A 20194-nucleotide genomic window follows, 5' to 3' on the forward strand; every position below is an offset into this window, starting at 1 on the left:
AGAAATGCCTGAAATCAGCCGCAACTTTCGGCCGCCGGAAACATTCCTGCCCCCAAATCGTTCCCCCGGGAGGCAAGAAATGGGTATCAACATGTCGTTCGACCGCAGCTATTTCGAGGCGCGGCTGGACCGCAATCGCAGGCTGGCCGCCCGCTCCCGCAATCCGGAAATCCGCGCGATCCACATGGAATATGTGCGGCTCTACAGCCAGTTGCTGGAACAGACGGAGCGCGTCCCGGCCTGAGCCGCCGGTCCGGCTATTTGGCAGCGACGCCATCGGGCAGCACCACCGCAGACCAGCTCTTGCCGGGCACCAGATATTTGGCCGCCAGCGCCTGAATATCGGTTGGCGTGACGGTCAGCATGTCCTGCGCCATGGCCTGCATCGCCTGTACATAGCGCGGGTCGTGGGTAGCGCCCTCCATCTGGTTCATCCAGAAGGCATTGCCTGTCCCTGCCCGCATCAGCAATTGCCGCATCGGCGCGACGGCGCGCTGCAATTCGTCCTCGCTCACTGGATTTTTGACGAGGTCCGCCGCCGTGTCCTTCACCACGCCATAGAAATAACGGACGCGATCCGGGCGTACCTGGCTCGTCACCAATATGTAACCGCCGCTTTCATAGGAAAATGGCCAGTTGTTCTGGACGCTGGGCGAATAGGCCGCGCCTTCGGTCGAACGCAGCTTGTCGAACAGCCGATCGTTGAAAATCTGCGTCAGGATTTCAAGCTGCCGCGCTTCCTTCGTCAGTGCGAACCCGCCTGCCGTGGGCCATGCCATGACCGCCGCCGCTTGCTCCTTGTCGCCCTTGTGCCGCAGGACCACCGGGCTTTCGACATGGGCGGGAAAGCGCATCAGCTTGTTAGCGGCGGGAACCGGGACATCCGCCCGCTGCGGCAGCGCACCGAAGGTCGCCGCCACGGCTGCAATGGCATCGTCCGCCTTCACCTGCCCGAAAATCTGTATCTCGACGGGCCCGGATGCCAGCAGCGGTTCCCATGTGGCGCGGAAGGCTTGCGGAGTCAGCGCGTCGATCTCCGCCCGCGAAGGCGTGCGGAACCGCACATCCTTGTCGTGCAGCAACCAGTTGAGGTCCCGAGCCAGCACGGAATCCGGCGCGCGTTCCATCGCGTCATAGGCGACCCCTGCCCCCGTCTTCACGCGCGCGATCGGCGCGGGGTCCCATCCCGGCGCAAACAGCTTGGTCGCGAACAGCAGCAATTGGTCCTTATAATCCGCCGGGCGCGTTACGGCCTGCATTTCAAAGGCATCGTCGTCGATGGCGAAATCCATCCCCATGCGGCGGCCATTGGTCAGGTCATCGAGTTCCCGCTGGCCCAGCTTCCCTATTCCACTCGCCACCAGCGCATAATCCGCCGCCCAGCCCGGCACGGGCCGGGTCGGGGAAAAGGCCTGCTGGCCATGACCGAAGCGGACGTTGATCCGCACCTTCTCCGTTTCCGCATCATTGGCGAACAGGGTCAGCTTGACGCCGTTGGAGAAGACAATGCTTTCCATCCCCGGCAGGCCGATGGGCGTGCGCGAAACGACCTTCCCCGGCGCGCCGAGCTTCGGCAGGTCGGCCATGGTCACAACCTTGTCCGCCAGCCGCGCGTTGGTCGCCGCCTTGACCGGCGCGGCGACAGCGGCGGCCAGCTTCGCGTCGACGCCGGGCTGGACCTTGCCAGTGATCAGCTGCGCGCGGAAGACGCCGGCGGAGAAGAGCCGCCGGGTCGAATCCAATATCTTCTGCGGCGTCATGCCCGTCTTGCCGGAGCGGAAGATGTCCAGCGCCGCCTGCGGGCTGACCGTGGTTTCGCGAATGTCGACCGCGCTCACCAGGTCGCTCGCCTGCTTGGCGCCCGCCTCCGTATCGGCATTCTCGACCTGGATCGCGAGTGCGGTGTCCATCTGCGCATATTCGCGGTCGATCTCTATCTGGCTTGGCGGCGCGGCCTTGGCGTCCTCTATGATCGCGCGCACGTCTCCCAACGCCCTTTCCCAATTCTCGCCCGTGGGCACGATGGTGACGAAGGTGCCATCGGCGGACCGGCTGACATCCTGCTGATCCACGCTTGCCTGCAGGAAGCTGCCGCCGCTGCGCGCAGCCTGTTCCAGACGGCGGCTGATGATCTGCAGGGCCAGCATGTCGGTCAGCTTGTCCTGATTGTAGACGATGGTGTCGGCATGCGGCTTCCACGGGCGCAGCCAGGCCATGGTGAGGCCGGTGGGCGCGCCGGGCTCCACCGTCACCCTGGTGGCAGGGGCCCTGGGGTCGGGCTCCCCGAAATCGGGTAGCGGCGCGCCCTTTCCAGGGACGGTCCAGGAGCCGAAATTATCCTTGATCAATTGCTCGGCCATCGCCGGGTCGATGTCGCCCGCAATCGAGATCACGGCATTTTCCGGGCGGTACCAGCGCTGGTGAAAAGCTTCCATCTTCGCCGCCGTGACGGCATTCAGCGTTGCCACCGTGCCGATGGGGCTATGGTCGGCCAGCGGCTGGCCAGCGAAGAAATGCCGTCTTGTCGCATCGGAAATCCGCATCTGCGGCCCATCGCTCTCCCGCTTTTCCGCAAGAACCACGGCGCGCTCGGCATTCACGGCGCTCTCAACGATATTGGGGTCGGCCATCATGCCGGCGAGTATCTTCATGCTTTCGCCCAGGCTGGCCTGCGTCGCCTGCGGCAGGTCGAGCGCATAGGTGGTCCCGGTCGGCGTCGTCTGCGCATTGCTGTCGCTGCCGAAGGTGACGCCCAGCCGCTGCCAGATGCGCTTGGATTCCCCGTCGGGCACATGGCGGGAGCCGCGGAAGGTCAGATGCTCCATGAAATGGGCATATCCCAGCTCATCGGACTGCTCCATCAGCGAGCCGGCGTCGATCCGCAGCCGGACCGACACCTGACCCGGCGGAACGCCATTGCGGCGGACGGCATAGCGCACGCCATTGGACAGGGTGCCAAAGCGCCAGGCCGGATCGATCGGAACATCGCTGTTCTCGTAGAGCCATGGCCTGACCTGCGCCTTGGTAGAGCCCGGCGCCGTGGACGTGGCAGTCGGGTCCGTCTTCGCCCCCAGAGGCGCGGGCGTTCCCGAAAGCAGCAGGGCAAGGACGGACAGCGAAGCGGCGGAACGCCGGAAGGAAAAGCTCATGGCCGCGCAGCCTAAAGAGATTTTCCTGAATGGCCACTGACAAAGAGGAAGGAACCCCATCTTCCCGCGAAGACGGGAAGCCGGTCAAACGGCAGGACTGGGCTCCTGCCTTCGCAGGAGCCCATCATATCTGGAATTACCGCCCGCCGGTCTTCTGCACCGCGCCCTTATGCGCGCCGACATTGCTGCCGCCGCGACGGCGCCGGAAATTCTTGTTTGCCGGCTTCGCAGCTTCGCCATCCGGCCGATGCGCCCGTTCGGTATTGCCGCGCTGCTGCTTCTGCTGGTCCTGATAGCGGCGTTGCCCGTCGGCGCGCCGCGTCTTCTGCTCCGGGGTCTGCTCCCGACCCTTGCGCTGCGGCGCGGCCTTGGGAAGATTGCGCACCGCCTCGACGAAATTCTCCGGCAGCGGGACGACGTCCAGCTTCACCTTGGTCGTCCGCTCGATGGCCTTCAGATAAGGCCGCTCGTCGTCCGCCACGAAGCTGATCGCAACGCCCTCCGCCCCTGCCCGCGCCGTGCGGCCGATGCGGTGGACATATTGTTCCGGCACATTGGGCAGTTCGAAATTGATGACATGGCTGACGCCCGACACGTCGATGCCGCGCGCGGCGATGTCGGTCGCCACCAGCAGCTTCACATGGCCATGGCGGAAGGCCTGGAGCGCGGTGGTCCGCTGCGCCTGGCTCTTGTTGCCATGGATCGCCACGGCCTGGATGCCCGCGCCCTCCAGAAAGCGCACGACCCGGTCGGCGCCATGCTTGGTCCGGGTGAAGATCAGCGCGCGGTCGATGTCTTCCTTCTGGATCGTCAGGTTGAGAAGCGCCTGCTTCTCCATCTGGTTGACGAAGGTAGCCTGCTGCCGGACCCGCTCCGCCGTGGTCGACTGCGGCGCGACGCTCACCTTGACCGGATCGTGCAGGAACTGGCTGGCCAGCGCCTCAATCTCGCCCGGCATGGTGGCGGAGAAGAAGAGGTTCTGCCGCTCCTTCGGCAGCAGCTTGGCGATGCGCTTCAACGGGTGGATGAAGCCCATGTCCATCATCTGATCGGCTTCGTCGAGGACGAAGATCTCGGTATCCTTGATGGTGAAGGCGCGCTGGTCGATCAGGTCGAGCAGACGGCCCGGCGTCGCAACGACGATGTCGACGCCGCGCCCCAGCGCCCGGATCTGTCGGTTGATCGGCACGCCGCCGAACACGACCTCCACGGACAGCTTCAGGAAGCGGCCATAGTCGCGGAAGCTCTGCGCGATCTGCGCGGCGAGTTCGCGCGTCGGCGACAGCACCAGCATGCGGCAGCCCTGGAGCGGCGTCGGCTTGGGATTGCGGGCGAAATGGTCGAGGCTGGGCAGCGCGAAGGCAGCGGTCTTGCCGGTGCCGGTCTGCGCGATGCCGCACAGGTCCTTGCCCTTCAGCAGCACGGGAATGGCCTGCGCCTGGATCGGCGTCGGCGAGGCATATTTCTTGGCGGCCAGCGCCTTCAGGATCGGCTCGGCAAGGCCAAGGTCGGTAAATTGCATGGATGATAACTCACGAATGGGCCCCGGCGTCTTCCGGCAGGGCCGGGACGCAAGGCGGGTTACGAAACGACCCGCGTGAAAAGGGAAGCCTCAAAGCTTGGCGCAGACTTTCATTGGCCGGCCCCGATGCCCGTTCGGGCCGAAGCGATCACGCTGCCAATCGCTGGAAGGGGCGTGAAGCCCGCTGCTGCGTTGCAGCGCATATGGCGGGAATGGCGGGAAAAAGCAAGTGGCGGCTTTCGCCTACCCCTACAACGTCACCTCCACATGCTTGCTCCGCATCTCTTCGCGCACGTCTCCGCCGAACATTTGCCGAAACATGCCGCCGAGCGACATGTCGGCACGCCAGATTTCCGCGCGGCCAAGATCGAAACGGAGCATCGTCAGATGCGGGTCCCGCCGTCCGCCGGGATACCAGCTCGCTACATCATGGGTCCAGTACCGGTCGATCACCGCCGGGTCCGTCTCCTCGACCAGAGTGCCGTCGATGCAGGCGAACAGGAAATGTCCCTTGCCTGCGAACTGGGCCATGGCCGGTCCGCCCCTGGCCAGCCGGTTCTCCCGCGTCGTATAGAACCAGAAGCAATGGTTCGCGCCGGGATCGAGCTGCGCCGTCATGGGCATGCTGTGATCGGGCGACCCTCTCAACCCGACCATCAGGAACGGGCTTTGCGACAATTCCGTCCAGAAGCGGTGGCGGATGTCGGCCTCATTGCTCATCTTCTCTCTCCCTTCGATCTCAGGCGGGACTCAATCGACGGCGCCAAGCGATTTGCGGGAGTCAATTTAGCACGAAAGCTTGATCTTGCGCAGTCTTCTCTCCACATAGCGCGCATGTTGATCGAGACCGAAGCGACGCCTAATCCGGCAACCGTCAAGTTCATTCCCGGCCGCGTGGTCATGGGCATGGGCACCCGCGATTTCGCCACACCGGAAGAAGCGGAGGCTTCGCCGCTGGCCGATGCGCTGTTCGGCCTGGGCGACGTGACAGGGGTCTTCTTCGGCGGGGACTTCATTTCCGTCACCATCGCGCCCGGCGCGCAGTGGAGCGATGTGAAGCCCGACATCCTTTCGATCCTGCTCGAACATTTCTCAGCCAACATGCCGCTGTTCGCGCCCGGCTCGGCAGGCGAAATCTTCGTCCCCGAGGAGGAGGAATTTGCGGACGATCCGGAAGATGAGGAGATCGTCGCCCAGATTCGCGAGCTGATCGACACCCGTGTCCGGCCGGCCGTGGCCAATGACGGCGGCGACATCATCTATCGCGGCTTCGACAAGGGAACCGTCTATCTGCGCATGCAGGGCGCCTGTTCCGGCTGCCCCTCCTCCACGGCGACGCTGAAGAACGGGATCGAACAACTGCTCAAACATTATGTGCCCGAAGTGACGGAGGTCCGCGCCGTCTGAGCGGCGAAACAGTTGGCCGGGAACAATTGGCAAACCCGTGCCGATCGATTAACCGCAGAGCCGGGCATCGCATCGAGCGAGCGGTCAACAGGGGTTTTCTTTGCGCATATTGGTCATCGACACCGCGACACAGGCGCTGTCCGTGGCGCTGCTCGATGACGGAGCGCCCCTGGGCCATTTTCATGAAATCGTCGGGCGTGGCCATGCCGAAGCGCTGCTGCCCGCCATCGCTGCCCTGCCCGACGGCGGCCGGGCCGATGCGATCGCCGTCGATGTCGGCCCCGGCAGCTTCACCGGCGTGCGCATCGGGATCGCCGCCGCGCGGGCGCTGGCGCTGGCCTGGAACATTCCGCTGCATGGCTATGGCGCGCTCGCCATGATCGCGGCCAGGGCGGCGGCAGGGGATCATAAGGACGAGTCCCTGGCCGTCACCATTACCGGCGGTCATGGCGAGCTGTTCTGGCAGGCCTTCTCCACTGACGGGCTTGCGCCCCTCGGCCCGCCCGCCTCCACGCCGATTGCCGAACTGGCGAAGCAATTGACGCAGCCCACGCTCTACGGCACCGGCGCCGAAGCGCTGGTGACGGCGCGCGGTCATGGCATGGCGGTCAGCCTGTATCCCGATGCCGCGGACTATCCGCTGATCGCCGGGCTCCCGTCGCTCCCTCCCTCCCCCCTTTATTGCCGTGGCGCGGATGCACGTCCGATGGCGGAACGGGCAGCGTCATGACGCCGGGCCTGACGCTCCAGACCTATGAGGATGGCGAACGCAACGCGATGAGCGATGCCATGGACGTCATGGTGCGCGCCTTCGACCCGGCCTTTGGCGAAGCATGGACATTGCCGCAGCTCGCCGGGGTGATGACCATGCCGGGAACCTGGCTCACCATCGCCCGGATCGACGCCGCGCCGGTCGGCTTCGCGCTGGTCCGTTCCGTGCTTGACGAATGCGAATTGCTGCTGTTGGCCGTCAGCCCGCTCTGGCGCGGGAGGGGCATTGGCGAGGACCTGCTGCTCGACAGCCTCAGGACGGCGCGCAAGCGGGGCATTACGTCGATGAATCTGGAAGTTCGCGCGTCGAATACGGCAATAAGGCTATATGAAAAAGCCGGGTTCGAATATGTACACCGCCGTCCCGGTTACTATCGCGGCAACGATGGACAACTTCACGACGCGCTAAGCTTTCGTATCGACATGCTTAGATGATTTAAATCCGCCCTTGCAAAACAGAAACCATCGGTATAGCTGACCCATACCGCTCCTGAAATGATTTTCCTCGGGCGGGTCGCGCAACCAATAGCCTTCGCAGGGAAAAGAAATGGAAACTGAATCAGCGCAGAGCGAACTGCTCATTACTTTGACGTCGGATATTGTCGCGGCCCATGTCTCGAACAACAGCGTTGCCGTCTCTGACGTATCTACCCTGATCCAGAATGTGCACGCCGCGCTTTCCGGTCTGGCCACTCCCGCCGCCGCGCCGGAGGTGAAGCCCGAACCCGCCGTCTCCGTCCGCTCGTCGATCAAGCCCGACTACATCATCTGCCTGGAAGACGGCAAGAAGCTGAAGATGCTGAAGCGCCACCTGATGACTCATTATCAGATGACGCCCGAAGATTATCGCGCCAAATGGGGCCTGCCGGCCGATTATCCGATGGTCGCGCCCAACTATGCCGAACAGCGCCGCAGCCTGGCCAAGAAGATCGGCCTCGGCACCAAGCGCCGTCGCGTCCGCGCTCCCAAATAAACGCGCAAAGCGCAGGCAAACGCCCATGCAAGGGGTGCGCGTATCGCGCGCCCCTTTTATACTAGGACGAAAGCCGCTAGGCTCTTTTCCGAACTTACGCACATTCCAGCCAAGTGAGCCTGCATGAACCGCAAGATCGACGTCGAAGCCCTTTGCCATGAAAAGGGCCTGCGCATCACCGAACAGCGCCGCGTCATCGCCCAGGTGCTGAGCGACGCCACGGATCACCCGGATGTGGAGGAACTGCACAGGCGCTCCGCTGCCATCGATCCGGGCATTTCCATCGCCACCGTGTACCGCACGGTCCGCCTCTTCGAGGAAGCGGGCATATTGGATCGTCACGATTTCGGTGACGGCCGCGCCCGATATGAGGCGGCGCCCGAATCCCATCACGACCATCTGATCGATGTCGAGACGGGCAATGTCATCGAATTCGTCGATCCCGAACTGGAGCAGCTTCAGAAGCAGATCGCGGAAAAGCTTGGCTTCCGCCTGGTCGACCACCGGATGGAACTTTACGGCGTCGCGCTCGACCGCAAGAGCTGAGACAGCTTGGCCGCACTTCGCCGCTTCATGCGCCTGACGGCTTTGGCCGCCAGCCTGCTGCTCTGCCTCATCCCGCATCTGCTCTGGCGCGCGGCCCGGCGCCGTTCGCCCTGGCCGCCGCGCTTTCTGGCGCTGGCGGCGCGTTCCGTCGGCGCCCGGGTGCGGATCGATGGCCATCCCTTTCAAGGGGACAGCTTCATCATCGCCAATCATGTCAGTTGGGTGGACATATTGGCTTTGGGCGGTGCGACGGGTGCGGCCTTCGTCGCGCATGACGGCATTGCGCGCTGGCCCGTCATAAGCTGGCTGGCAGCGCAGAACAACACGCTCTTCGTCGCCCGCGAGCGCCGCGGCGCGCTCTCTTCGCAACTCGACGCCTTGCGCGCCGCGCTGGCGGGGCATCAGCCGGTGGCGCTTTTCCCGGAGGGCACCACCAGCGACGGCACCGGCCTCCTGCCGTTCAAGCCATCCCTGCTCGCGGTCCTGCTGCCCCCTCCGCGCTCGGTGCGGATTCAGCCTGTCCATATCGACTATGGTCCGGCCACCGCCGAAATCAGCTGGCACAGTGACGAGCCGGCGGGTGCGAACGTCAGGAGGTTGCTGGAACGCAAGGGCAGGCTGGAGGTCACCCTGCGCTTTCTGGAGCCGTTCGATCCGGCAATCTGCCCTGATCGCAAGGCCTTGGCCGCGACGACCCGCGAAAGAATAGCCGCGAGCATCGCCGCGCACCTGCCGCCTTTTACTTGCGGCGCACCCCTTGTATAGCTGGACCGCATGAATCGGTACGACGCCCAAAAGACTCCAGCGACCTTCCACGTCAAATCCTTCGGCTGCCAGATGAACGTCTATGATGGCGAGCGCATGGCCGAAATGCTGGGCGAGCGCGGCATGACCGCCGCGGCCGACGGCGCCGAGGCGGATCTGGTCATCCTCAACACCTGCCACATCCGCGAAAAGGCGGTGGACAAGGTCTATTCCGACATCGGCCGCATGACCCGCGAGGACGGCAGCCGCCCGATGATCGCGGTCGCCGGCTGCGTCGCCCAGGCGGAGGGCGGCGAAATCCAGCGGCGCGCCCGCAATGTCGACATCGTCGTCGGCCCACAGGCCTATCACCGCCTGCCCGACCTGATCGCCAAGGCGGGCCGTGGCGAACAGGCCGTCGACACGGACATGCCGCTGGCGTCGAAGTTCGGCGCCCTTCCCGCGCGCACGAAGCAGGCGCGCCCCACCGCCTTCCTGACGATCATGGAAGGCTGCGACAAATTCTGCACCTATTGCGTGGTCCCCTATACACGCGGCGCGGAAATCAGCCGCAGTTGGTCCGCGATCCTGGACGAGGCAAAGGCGCTGGTCGACGGCGGCGTGCGGGAGATCACCCTGCTCGGCCAGAACGTCAATGCCTGGACCGGCGAGGACGACAGGGGCCGGACGCAGGGCATGGACGGGCTGGTCCGCGAACTGGCGAAGATCGACGCCCTCAAGCGCATCCGCTACACCACCAGCCATCCCAACGACATGAGCGACGGGCTGATCGCGGCCCATGGCGACGAACCCAAGCTGATGCCCTTCCTCCACCTGCCGGTGCAGTCGGGGAACGACCGCGTGCTGAAGGCGATGAACCGAAGCCATGACGCCGACAGCTATCTGCGCATCATCGAACGCGTGCGCGAAGCCCGACCGGACATCGCGCTCTCCGGCGACTTCATCGTGGGCTTCCCCGGTGAGACCGACGCCGAGTTCGAGGATACGCTGAAGATCGTGGAGCAGGTCCGCTACGCCCAATGCTACAGCTTCAAATATAGTTCGCGCCCCGGCACGCCCGCCGCCGATATGGACGGACAGATCCCCGCGGAGGTCATGGACGAACGACTCGCCCGTCTGCAGGCGCTGATCAACCGCCATCAGGTGGAATTCAACGCGGCCACCGTCGGCCGCCGCACCGACATCCTGCTGGAGCGCAAGGGCCGCCATCCCGGCCAGCTCATCGGCAAGACGCCCTGGCTTCAGTCCGTCCACGTCACCGCGCCGGAACTTTCGATCGGGGACATGGTAGAAGTCGATATCATCAGCGCCGGCCCGAACAGTCTGGCCGGACAACCCAGCAGGAGGAAGGCCGCTTGAACCTAATCACAGTCGTTCCCGTGGCAACGGGAACCCATCTCCAGCCCTGTCCACCAGGCTCAAACGACAGGAGATGGATACTCGCCCGCGCGAGTATGACTGACGAACAGGGAGGCTGCTGAATGTCCAAGAAACCCAATCATAACCACCGCACCGAGGTCGCAGAACGCGCCCGGCTGGAAGTCACTTTCGACCGTCCGCACCTGCTGGGCGCGCTGTTCGGCCAATATGACCAGAATCTGGTGGCCATCGAAAACCGCCTGGGCGTCTATATCGCGGCGCGCGGCAACAAGCTCCAGATCGAGGGGGACGCCGAGGCGGCCGCCCGCGCGCGCGATGTCATGACAGGCCTCTACAACCGTATCGTCGCCGGCCAGGAAATCGATGCCGGCGCGGTGGAGGCGGTGATCGCCATGTCCGCGGAACCCACGCTGGACGGCATCATCCGCCATGACGTGGCCGAACCGCCCAAGGTCATGATCCGCACGCGCAAGAAGACCATCGTCCCGCGTTCCGCAACGCAGGTGACCTATATGGAGGCGCTCACCCGCAACGACATCATCTTCGCGCTGGGCCCGGCGGGCACCGGCAAGACCTATCTCGCCGTCGCGCAGGCCGTGAGCCAGCTCATCACCGGCAGCGTCGACCGCCTGATCCTCTCCCGCCCCGCCGTGGAAGCGGGCGAGCGCCTTGGCTTCCTGCCCGGCGACATGAAGGAAAAGGTCGACCCCTATCTCCGCCCGATCTACGACGCGCTCTACGACACGCTCCCCGCAGAGCAGGTCGAACGCCGCATCGCGTCGGGGGAGATCGAGATCGCACCCCTCGCCTTCATGCGCGGCCGCACCCTGTCCAACGCGTTCATCGTGCTGGACGAAGCGCAGAACACCACCGTCGCCCAGATGAAGATGTTCCTGACCCGCTTCGGTGAAGGCAGCCGCATGGTCATCTGTGGCGACCCGCGTCAGGTGGATCTGCCGCAACCGGGCATTTCCGGTCTGGCGGACGCCGTCGCGCGGCTGGAGGGGGTGGAGGGCATCTCCGTCGTGCCCTTCGGCATCAGCGACGTGGTGCGTCACCCGGTCGTGGGCCGCATCGTCCAGGCTTATGAGGGCCCGGATGCCTGAGATGCACGCCCGGCACCCGGTCGTTTCGAGCCCTTCGACCGCCTGCCAAGGCGGGCGTCCGGGACAGCCCAGGGTCGAGGAACGACATTTCGACCTTCACCCTGTCTCGACTACCCCCGGCGCGAACGGAAACCGTCATAATGATTGAAGTCGCCGTTCTCCACGAACAGGGCTGGCCCGATACCGACTGGGAATTGCTGGCCCAGCGGGCCGTCGTCGCGGCCATCACGCACAGTCCCTATGCCGCGTTCGCCGCGGACGAAGCCTTGTACGAGGTCGCGGTCAAACTCACCACCGACGAGGAGGTCCACCAGCTCAACCGCGCCTATCGGGACAAGGACAGGCCGACCAACGTCCTGTCCTTCCCGATGGTGCAGTCGGACCTGCTGGAAACCACCGCCAACACCGACGATGGCGAGGTGCTGTTGGGCGACATCGTACTGGCGGAAGGGGTCTGCGCCAGCGAGGCCGCGGAAAAGGGCATCTCCATAGCCGATCATGCCACGCATCTGATCGTCCATGGGACTTTTCATTTGCTGGGATATGATCATATGGAGGACGCCGAGGCCGAAGCGATGGAAGCGCTGGAGACGCAGTCGCTGATCAGCCTGGGCATTTCCGATCCCTATGGGGATCGATAATATTTTGTGGCATCGCTTTTAGCGGAAAGCCGGCGCCCACCGTCAAACGGGTTCAGGACAGGCTTTCTCGGGCGATGCCGTGAACAGGGAAACGGGAACTACGATGGCGGAAGGCAGTCCCAAGGACGGCAACGGTTCGAAGGAATCGGACAGTAGCAGCCACGAGGGCGGTTTATGGAGCGGCCTGAAATCGCTGCTCTTCGGAGATGAGGAAAGCCACAGCCTCCGGCGCGAGCTGGAGGATGCGCTCGACGAATATGATGAAGAGGAGCAGGAGGAAGGCGCGGCGCCCCCTGCCAAGGGCGACCTGTCCGCCATCGAACGCCAGATGGTCCGCAACCTGCTGCACTTTTCCGAACATACGGTCGATGACGTGGCGGTCCCTCGCGCGGACATCATCGCCATAGAGGAAAAGGCCAGCTTTGCCGATCTGGCCGCCCTGTTCGCGGAGGCGGGACACAGCCGCATCCCTGTCTATCGCGAAAATCTGGACACTATCGTCGGCATGATCCACATCCGGGACGCCTTCGCCATATTGGCGGGCAAGGCGCCGGCGCCCGATACGCTGGAACCGCTGATCCGCCAGCCGCTCTATGTTCCCGAAAGCATGGGGGCGCTGGACCTGCTCGCGGAAATGCGCGCCAAGCGCACCCATCTCGCCATCGTGCTCGACGAATATTCGGGTACGGAAGGGCTGCTCACCTTCGAGGATCTGGTCGAGGAAATCGTCGGAGAGGTGGAGGACGAGCATGACGAGGAACCGGAAGCGATGCTGGTTCCGCTGGATGGCGGCCTTTGGGAAGCCGACGCCCGCGCCGAACTGGAGGATGTGGCGAAGGAAATCGACGAAAAGCTGGCGGACATAGAGGAAGATGTCGACACGCTGGGCGGCCTGGCCTTCGTGATCGCGGGCCGCGTTCCCGAGCCCGGCGAGATCGTCGAACATGCGCAAAGCGGCTGGAAACTGGAAATCCTGGACAGCGACGGACGCCGCGTCAGCCGTCTGCGCCTTCACCCTCCGGCGGAACGGGAAATCGAGGAAGAGGGCTGATTTTGCTTTGAGCTGGGTTGAAGCGGTAGGAAGCGGACCTGAGCAAGTGATGCGAAGGTCTCAGGATGGCCCGCTACAGCCCAGCCACCGCTGCTTCATCCTCCAGCAGCCACTCCAGCGCCTGCTCAGCCCATGGAAATATCCGCAGATAGGGTTGGGTCATCACCCGGCGCACCTGCATGCTTGCAATGGCGCTGGGGGTGACGATGGCGATCCGCCTCGCCTTGGGAAAATCGGCGAGATGGCGACCGAAGGATGCGACCGCATCCTGTGTCTGGACAGCGCTGTCGGTCATGTCCATGCGCAGCAGATAGCCCGGCTGGAACCCCTGCTCAACGAACTGGCGCTTCAATATGCGCGCATATTCCGCAATCGCCCCATCGGTGAAGATGCCGCGCCATCGGATGTCGAGTAGGTTCAGATCATGCCGGAAATCAATGATATACATGGGGTTCTCCGCTAGGCTCAGGACCCGTTACTGGCGGGGTCGAGGCGTCGAAATGCGCGCCGCGAAGGCTCATTGCCTTTGCCAGCGCATTTCGGTTCGAGATGGAAACCATTTCGGCGTCCCGCAGAAATTTGACCGAAATGACCCCAGTACTGCGTCGGCAAGGCTGGAAATATCGACATATTCCTGCGCCTTGCCTTCTGGCCCTGAGCCATTTTTGCCTCAAACCTCGACCCAGCCAGCATTGGGTCCCGAGCCTGACCACACTGGCCCGAAAATATTACGGAAGACTTACGCGATCCCCCACCCAATATGTTGATGCAGATCAGAAATAGGCGCGAAATATTAAGAGCTTGCCGCTAGGTCATCATGCCCAGACAGGGGGCGATCGATGCGACAGGAAAGACGGACATCCGGCCGGGCGAATCCGCCGACGGCGGGCTATATGCCATGGACCAGCCTGGAAAAGCGGCTCTACGCCCTGATCTGCATCGCAACCCTCTTCTTTGCCTGCGTCACGCCGCCCTTTCAGGCTCCCTACGAGAATCAGCATTTTATGAAGGCGCTCCTCCTTTCCGAAGGCGGCATGCTGACCAAGCAGCAGGGCGCGATGATCGGCGCGGAGCTTCCCCGCGCCGCAATCGACCTGCACGACGCCCATTTCCCGACGCGCGCATCACCCGATGCCCGCCTGTTCCGGCCGTCCATGCTGATGACCGCGTGGGATGCCGGGAAATCCCGTGCGGATGAGCGGCGCTTTGCCGATTTCCCCAATGTGGCGAACTATGCGCCCACCCTCTATTTGCCCGGAGCGGCCGGTCTGGCGATCGGCAAGAGCCTGGGCCTGCCGCATCTGGGAGCTTTCTACAGTGGCCGGATCGTCAACGCCCTGTTCGCACTGGCCATGCTGGCCGCGGCGCTCGGCCTTGTTCCCTTCGGCCGCAATGCCCTGCTCGCCACGGCGCTGCTGCCGACCTTCTGCTATCAAAATGCTTCGCTCTCCCCCGATGCGGTCATCAACGGCACGGGCTTTCTCGGCCTTGCCTTGGCGCTGCGGGTCGGCTTCATGGGGTGGACGGCGAAACGCGGCCTGGCGCTCTACCTGACCGCTCCCGTGCTGGCGCTTGCCAAGGGCGTCTATCTGCCGTTGATGGCGGCCGGATTGCGCTGGCCGGAAAGCCGCCGCGATCTTCGACCCCTGCCGCTCCTTGCCGCAATGGTCATCGGCGCTTTCGCCTTCCTTCTGTGGATGAAGCTCTCCGGCGGCACCCAGGCGCTCTACCATATCGTGTCGCGCAAGACGGGCGAGACGGTCATGACCGCGCCTCTCGGTCAGCAATTGGCGGTTATCCTGCACGATCCGCTTGCCTATCTCCATATCCTTGTCACCAGCGTCACCGAACGCGCGCCGGTCTATGCGCTCCAGATCGTGGGCCGTTTCGGCTGGAATGCGATTTTGCTGCCTCTTCTCGCCTATCCGCTGGCGCTGGCAATGCTCGGCGCGGCGATTGGCAGCGGATCGGCCATGCGCGTCTCATGGGGGCAAAGGCTCTGGTGGCTCGCCATCGCGGCCGGGGTGGCGCTGCTGATCGAAACCGCCATGTATCTGACGGGCACGCCGCTTGGCGCCGACTATATCCAGGGGACGCAGGGTCGCTATTTCCTGCCCGTCCTGCCACTCGCATTGCTCGCCCTTATGCCGGCGGCCCCGCTGCGCGGCGCCCGGCCCCTGTTCGCCGGATCGGCCCTGCTGCTACTCGCCATTGCCGCCGCCACGGTTTTCGACAGCTTCTGGGTCCATGGCTTCGTCACCGCCGACGGCATGCCCCCGCACCATGACCCCATCCGCCGACTCTTCCTGCCCTCTCCGCGCTGGTAGCCAGGCACCGCACAGCGCCAGCCAGCCCAGTCCTTCGATCCAACCCGCCAGCACGTCGCTCGGCCAATGCACGCCCAGCCAGACCCGGCTGATCCCGATCAGCGCAATCGCCAGTCCCATGGCGACATAGGCGGAGCGCCGCCCGCCCAGCATGGCCAGGGCCCCGAAGAAGACCATGTTTCCTGCCGCATGGCCGCTTGGAAAACTATAGCTGTTCACCAGGTCAAGATGCGGCAACAGATCGGGCCGGGGCGCGGCAAATATCTGCTTGAGCGCCAGGTTGAGCAATGTCCCGCCGAACGCCACCCAGAACAGCCAGAGGGCACGCGCACGCGCCATCCGCCAAAGCGCGACGAAGCAGGCGCCCAGCAGAGCGAAGCGCCCGGCCGTACCGCCCACGGCCGACGCCAGTTGCATGATCCAGGTGACGATGGTTCCGGCGCCGCTGTCCCGCGCGCGCCCCGCCATTCCCATCAACCCGGCATTCAGCCCATCCAGCCATCCCTGCCGCTGGACCAGCGCAATCCCCAGGACGCAAAAAAGCGCGAGGACAAACGCCCCCGCGCCTTTAGCCACGGCTTTGCGCCGATCAGATATGGAGTGCGCGCCCATAAGCGGCGAGCACGCTTTCATGCATCGATTCCGAGATGGTCGGATGCGGGAAGACGGTGTGCATCAGTTCCGCCTCGGTCGTCTCCAGCGTCTTGCCGATGGTATAGCCCTGGATCATCTCGGTCACTTCCGCACCAACCATATGCGCGCCAAGCAATTCGCCGGTCTTGGCATCGAACACCGTCTTGGTGAAACCTTCCGCCTCGCCCAGCGCGATGGCCTTGCCATTGCCGATGAAGGGGAACATGCCGACCTTCACCTCATAGCCGGCTTCCTTCGCCTTGGCTTCAGTCAGGCCAACGGAGGCGATCTGCGGATGGCAATAGGTGCAGCCCGGAATATTGCGCGGGTCCATGGCATGGGGATGATTGCCGGCAATGGCTTCCGCCGCGATCACGCCCTCATGGCTCGCCTTGTGCGCCAGCCACGGCGGGGCAGTGATGTCACCGATCGCCCAGAGGCCGTCGACATTGGTGCGGCACATCGCGTCGGTCTTCAGGAAACCGCGCTCGTCCATGGCGACGCCCAGTTCCTTGAGGCCGATATTCTCCGTATTGGGGACGATGCCGATGGCGACGATCATGTGGCTGAATTCGGCGGCGCTCTCCTTGCCTGCCTTGTCCTTCAGCTTCGCCTTGACGCCATTGGCGCCGACCTGGATGTCGCTGACGCCAGCACCGGTCAGGATGGTCATGCCCTGCTTCTTCAGCGCCTTTTCGAGAAAGGCGGAAACATCCGCATCCTCGACCGGCACGATGCGGTCCATCATCTCGATCACGGTCACGTCGGCGCCCATGTCATTGTAGAAGCTGGCGAACTCGATGCCGATCGCGCCCGATCCGATGACCAGCAGCTTGCCCGGCATTTCCGGCGCGGTCATGGCGTGGCGATAGGTCCAGACGCGCTTGCCGTCGGCCGGGCTGCCCGGCAGGTCGCGCGCCCGCGCACCGGTGGCGACGATGATGTTCTTCGCGGTCAGTTCCTCCGTCTTGCCGTCCCTGGTGACGCTGAGCCTGCCCTTCCCGGTCAGCTTGCCCTCGCCCATCTGAACGGCGATCTTGTTCTTCTTCATAAGGTGCGTGACGCCCTGGTTCAGTTGCTTGGCGACGCCGCGCGAACGCTTCACCACCGCCGCGATGTCGGCGCTGATTTTCTCGGCCGCCAGTCCATAGTCCCCGGCATGCTGCATATAATGGTAGATTTCAGCGGAACGCAGGAGCGCCTTGGTCGGGATGCAGCCCCAGTTGAGGCAGATGCCGCCCAGATTCTCCCGCTCGACAATGGCGGTCTTCAGGCCCAGTTGGGCGGCGCGGATCGCGGCCACATAGCCGCCGGGGCCGGAGCCCAGAACGATGAGGTCGTAATTCTCAGCCATATCGGTCTCTCTAGTCTTGGTCCGCCAAGGGCGGCACGGAACGGGGCTGGCGATCCTCACCGATCGCCACGAATGTGAAGGTCGCGCGGGTGACGCGATAGCTGCGGTCGTCGTGCCGGGCACGGCGCCATGCTTCCACGTCGATCTTCATGGACGTGCGCCCGACCGATTTCAGCGTTGCAAACACCGACACCTCATCGCCCACAACGACCGGGCGCAGGAAAGTCATGCCCTCCACCGCGATGGTCACGGCACGGCCATGGCTGTGTCTGGCGGCGACGGAACCCGCCGCGGAATCCATCAGGCTCATCAACCAGCCGCCGAAAATATCCCCATAGGGATTGGTGTCGGCAGGCATCGCGATGACGCGCACCGCCGGGTGGTCTGCCGGCGGCTGCTCGTCCATCCGGCTCATCAGGCCAGCATGCCGATCGGGTTTTCGACCAGCTCCCTGAAGACCTGCATCAGGCGGGCGCCGTCGGCGCCGTCAATGGCGCGATGGTCGAAGCTGCCGGTGGCCGACATGACCGTCGCGATCTGGAGCGAGTCATCGATGACATAGGGCCGCTTCTCGCCCGCGCCGATAGCCATGATCATGCCCTGCGGCGGGTTGATGACGGCCTCGAACTGCTTGATGCCGAACATGCCCATGTTGGAGAGCGAGGCCGTGCCGCCCTGATACTCCTCCGGCTTCAGCTTGCCGTCCTTGGCGCGGCTGGCGAGATCCTTCATCGCGGTCGAGATGGCGGCGACGCCCTTGCTGTCCGCTTCGGTCACGATCGGCGTGATCAGCCCGCCGGGAATCGACACGGCGACCGAAATGTCGGCGCGCTGGAATTTCAGCATCTGGTCCCCGGCGAACTGCACATTGCATTCCGGCACCTGGACCAGCGCGACGCCCAGCGCCTTGATCAGCAGGTCATTCACCGAAAGCTTGACGGCCCGCGAAGCAAGGCCGGCATTGAGTTCTCCGCGCAGCTTCAACAGCTTGTCGAGCCGAACGTCCACGGTCAGGTAGATATGGGGCACCTGCTGCTTGGATTCGGTCAGGCGGCGCGCGATCGTCTTGCGCATGCCGCTGAGCTTGATGACCTCATGCGGGATGCCGAAGTCCTGCGCCGCAGCCGGAGCGGCGACGGGTGCGGCCGCAGGCGCGGAGGCAGGCGCCGGAGCAGCGGCCTTGGCGGCCGGCGCAGCACCGTCGAGGTCCGCTTTCACGATGCGGCCATTGGGGCCGGAACCGGTGACGGCGGCAAGATCGAGCCCCTTGGCCTCGGCCAGACGGCGAGCGAGCGGGCTGGCCTTCACCCTGCCATCGGTCCCCTGGGCCGGCGCCGGATCAGCCTTGGCGGCAGGTGCGGGCGCTTTGGCGGGAACGGGGTCGGCCTTGGGCGCTGGACTCTCTGCGGGAGCAGCCGCCTTGGGCGCGGCATTTCCAGCAGCGGCCTGCGATACATCCTCGCCCTCCTCCGCGATGATGGCGATGACCGTGCCCACCTTCACGCCCTCCGCCCCTTCGGCCACCAGTATCTTGGCCACTATGCCTTCATCGACGGCTTCGAATTCCATCGTCGCCTTGTCGGTCTCGATCTCTGCGAGCAGGTCGCCGGAGGAGACGGCATCGCCCTCCTTCACCAACCACTTTGCCAGCGTCCCTTCTTCCATGGTCGGGGAAAGGGCCGGCATCTGGATCGTCTTGCTCATGGGTGGAAGGCCTCTCATCTTTATCGGGCATGGGGCAATGAAGTTCGTTTCGGCGCTTTGGCCGGAACGGTCAAGGCCAAGCCTTGCGCACCCGCCGATAATCGGCCACATTTCACCACTCTGGTTCACGGCTAACCATATGGGTTCAGCCGGCGCCTGTGACGATGAAGACCAAAAGGTCGTTACCCTGTAAGGATGCGGCAGATGCGGACATATCTGGTTGTCGTGGACGAATCGCCGGAGGCGGAGACGGCGCTTCGTTTCGCTGCGCGGCGCGCCGCCAAGACGGCGGGCGCGATCCGCATCCTGGCCCTCATCCCTCCCGCCGAGTTCGTCCAATGGGGCGGCGTGCAGGCGACGATGGAGGATGAAGCCCTGCAACGGGCCGAAGCGCTGGTGACGAGCGCGGCGGGCACGCTGACCGACGAGTCCGGCATCCGCCCCAGCATCACCGTGCGGCAGGGCGATCCGGTGACGGTCGTGCGCCACACGCTGGAGGAGATGGACGATGTCGCGGCATTGGTGCTGGGGGCCGCCGCCAGCGGGCACCCCGGCGTCCTCGTCTCGCACTTCGCGGGCGCCGACGCGGGCAAGCTGCCCTGCCCGATCATGGTCATCCCCGGCGGTCTGGATGCCGAGGCCATCGACCGGTTGAGCTAGCGCTTTTCCAAGCAGATGAAATCATCTGCTGACTGGGAAAACGCGACAAAACAAAAACCTAGAGCAGTCGAGCCGACGCAATCGGATCGGAATCTGCTCTAGGGGCATTGATCCGTGTTCCTGCGCGGACGGGAATCCGGTTCGAACGGCAGGACCGGGCCCCTGCCTACACAGGAGCAAGGCTTGCTAAGCCGGACCCGGACGC

General features: G+C 64.3%; 20 protein-coding genes and 1 pseudogene. 13 read left to right on the forward strand and 8 right to left on the reverse strand.

Going from position 1 to position 20194, the window contains the following annotated elements; all coding sequences use genetic code 11:
- The first annotated feature begins 79 nt into the window (after positions 1 to 79).
- Positions 80 to 244, forward strand: a complete 165-nt coding sequence (locus A8G00_RS25185) for a hypothetical protein (protein ID WP_165363355.1) — start codon at positions 80 to 82, stop codon at positions 242 to 244.
- 13 nt (positions 245 to 257) lie between these two features.
- On the opposite strand, the gene A8G00_RS13345 is transcribed toward A8G00_RS25185, so the two are convergent.
- The 3 genes from A8G00_RS13345 to A8G00_RS13355 all read right to left on the reverse strand — a co-directional run bounded on the left by A8G00_RS13345 (position 258) and on the right by A8G00_RS13355 (position 5391).
- Complete coding sequence (locus tag A8G00_RS13345) at positions 258 to 3149, reverse strand: pitrilysin family protein (RefSeq protein ID WP_103000897.1); 2892 nt, start codon at positions 3147 to 3149, stop codon at positions 258 to 260.
- Between the two features lie 136 nt (positions 3150 to 3285).
- Positions 3286 to 4671: a DEAD/DEAH box helicase gene (locus A8G00_RS13350; protein ID WP_103000898.1), complete on the reverse strand. Its 1386-nt coding sequence runs from the start codon at positions 4669 to 4671 to the stop codon at positions 3286 to 3288.
- A 249-nt stretch (positions 4672 to 4920) separates the two neighbouring features.
- A complete protein-coding gene (locus A8G00_RS13355; protein WP_103000899.1) occupies positions 4921 to 5391 on the reverse strand; it encodes a pyridoxamine 5'-phosphate oxidase family protein in 471 nt (156 codons plus the stop codon).
- A gap of 114 nt (positions 5392 to 5505) precedes the next feature.
- Here A8G00_RS13355 and A8G00_RS13360 point away from each other — a divergent pair, with 114 nt between their 5' ends.
- The 10 genes from A8G00_RS13360 to A8G00_RS13405 all read left to right on the forward strand — a co-directional run bounded on the left by A8G00_RS13360 (position 5506) and on the right by A8G00_RS13405 (position 13311).
- On the forward strand, positions 5506 to 6078 hold the full coding sequence (locus A8G00_RS13360; protein ID WP_061938867.1) for a NifU family protein: 573 nt from the start codon (positions 5506 to 5508) through the stop codon (positions 6076 to 6078).
- Between the two features lie 100 nt (positions 6079 to 6178).
- Positions 6179 to 6808 (forward strand): tRNA (adenosine(37)-N6)-threonylcarbamoyltransferase complex dimerization subunit type 1 TsaB, encoded by a 630-nt coding sequence (tsaB, locus tag A8G00_RS13365; protein ID WP_103000900.1) that lies wholly within the window; start codon positions 6179 to 6181, stop codon positions 6806 to 6808.
- The gene (locus A8G00_RS13370) at positions 6805 to 7284 is read left to right on the forward strand and encodes a GNAT family N-acetyltransferase (protein WP_025549186.1); all 480 of its coding nucleotides are present in this window, start codon (positions 6805 to 6807) and stop codon (positions 7282 to 7284) included. The genes tsaB and A8G00_RS13370 overlap by 4 nt, the downstream gene beginning before the upstream one ends.
- 112 nt (positions 7285 to 7396) lie before the next feature.
- Entirely contained in the window at positions 7397 to 7822 is a 426-nt protein-coding gene (locus A8G00_RS13375; protein ID WP_025549185.1) for a MucR family transcriptional regulator, read from the forward strand.
- A gap of 123 nt (positions 7823 to 7945) precedes the next feature.
- Complete coding sequence (locus A8G00_RS13380; RefSeq protein ID WP_025549184.1) at positions 7946 to 8368, forward strand: Fur family transcriptional regulator; 423 nt, start codon at positions 7946 to 7948, stop codon at positions 8366 to 8368.
- Positions 8369 to 8374: 6 nt separating this feature from the next.
- Positions 8375 to 9133, forward strand: a complete 759-nt coding sequence (locus A8G00_RS13385; protein ID WP_103000901.1) for a 1-acyl-sn-glycerol-3-phosphate acyltransferase — start codon at positions 8375 to 8377, stop codon at positions 9131 to 9133.
- Between the two features lie 9 nt (positions 9134 to 9142).
- Positions 9143 to 10492 carry a tRNA (N6-isopentenyl adenosine(37)-C2)-methylthiotransferase MiaB gene (miaB, locus tag A8G00_RS13390; RefSeq protein WP_103000902.1) on the forward strand — a complete coding sequence of 450 codons (1350 nt, stop codon included), beginning with the start codon at positions 9143 to 9145 and terminating at the stop codon, positions 10490 to 10492.
- A gap of 122 nt (positions 10493 to 10614) precedes the next feature.
- Positions 10615 to 11619 (forward strand): PhoH family protein, encoded by a 1005-nt coding sequence (locus A8G00_RS13395; RefSeq protein ID WP_025549180.1) that lies wholly within the window; start codon positions 10615 to 10617, stop codon positions 11617 to 11619.
- A 140-nt stretch (positions 11620 to 11759) separates the two neighbouring features.
- Entirely contained in the window at positions 11760 to 12260 is a 501-nt protein-coding gene (ybeY, locus tag A8G00_RS13400; RefSeq protein WP_025549179.1) for an rRNA maturation RNase YbeY, read from the forward strand.
- Positions 12261 to 12363: 103 nt separating this feature from the next.
- Positions 12364 to 13311, forward strand: a complete 948-nt coding sequence (locus A8G00_RS13405) for a hemolysin family protein (RefSeq protein WP_044662457.1) — start codon at positions 12364 to 12366, stop codon at positions 13309 to 13311.
- Positions 13312 to 13384: 73 nt separating this feature from the next.
- On the opposite strand, the gene A8G00_RS13410 is transcribed toward A8G00_RS13405, so the two are convergent.
- Complete coding sequence (locus A8G00_RS13410; RefSeq protein WP_103000903.1) at positions 13385 to 13759, reverse strand: hypothetical protein; 375 nt, start codon at positions 13757 to 13759, stop codon at positions 13385 to 13387.
- A 445-nt stretch (positions 13760 to 14204) separates the two neighbouring features.
- On the opposite strand from A8G00_RS13410, the pseudogene A8G00_RS25650 reads away from it, so the two are divergent.
- A pseudogene (locus A8G00_RS25650) lies at positions 14205 to 15428 on the forward strand (DUF2142 domain-containing protein); the annotation flags it as partial.
- 84 nt (positions 15429 to 15512) lie between these two features.
- On the opposite strand, the gene A8G00_RS13425 reads toward A8G00_RS25650, so the two are convergent.
- Genes A8G00_RS13425 through A8G00_RS13440 form a run of 4 tightly spaced genes read right to left on the reverse strand, consistent with a single transcriptional unit; the run spans position 15513 to position 19329 of the window.
- Positions 15513 to 16250, reverse strand: coding sequence for a phosphatase PAP2 family protein (locus A8G00_RS13425; protein WP_172451856.1), 738 nt, complete (start codon positions 16248 to 16250; stop codon positions 15513 to 15515).
- A complete protein-coding gene (gene lpdA / locus A8G00_RS13430; protein WP_103000904.1) occupies positions 16228 to 17625 on the reverse strand; it encodes a dihydrolipoyl dehydrogenase in 1398 nt (465 codons plus the stop codon). The genes A8G00_RS13425 and lpdA overlap by 23 nt, the downstream gene beginning before the upstream one ends.
- 10 nt (positions 17626 to 17635) lie before the next feature.
- Positions 17636 to 18040, reverse strand: coding sequence for an acyl-CoA thioesterase (locus A8G00_RS13435; RefSeq protein WP_025549171.1), 405 nt, complete (start codon positions 18038 to 18040; stop codon positions 17636 to 17638).
- A complete protein-coding gene (locus A8G00_RS13440) occupies positions 18040 to 19329 on the reverse strand; it encodes a pyruvate dehydrogenase complex dihydrolipoamide acetyltransferase (protein ID WP_103000905.1) in 1290 nt (429 codons plus the stop codon). The genes A8G00_RS13435 and A8G00_RS13440 overlap by 1 nt, the downstream gene beginning before the upstream one ends.
- Before the next feature lie 204 nt (positions 19330 to 19533).
- Here A8G00_RS13440 and A8G00_RS13445 point away from each other — a divergent pair, with 204 nt between their 5' ends.
- Positions 19534 to 19989 carry a universal stress protein gene (locus A8G00_RS13445; protein ID WP_025549169.1) on the forward strand — a complete coding sequence of 152 codons (456 nt, stop codon included), beginning with the start codon at positions 19534 to 19536 and terminating at the stop codon, positions 19987 to 19989.
- The last annotated feature ends 205 nt before the right edge of the window (positions 19990 to 20194 follow it).

It is taken from the genome of Sphingobium sp. SA916, from assembly GCF_002894065.1.
Taxonomy (GTDB): Bacteria; Pseudomonadota; Alphaproteobacteria; order Sphingomonadales; family Sphingomonadaceae; genus Sphingobium; species Sphingobium fuliginis.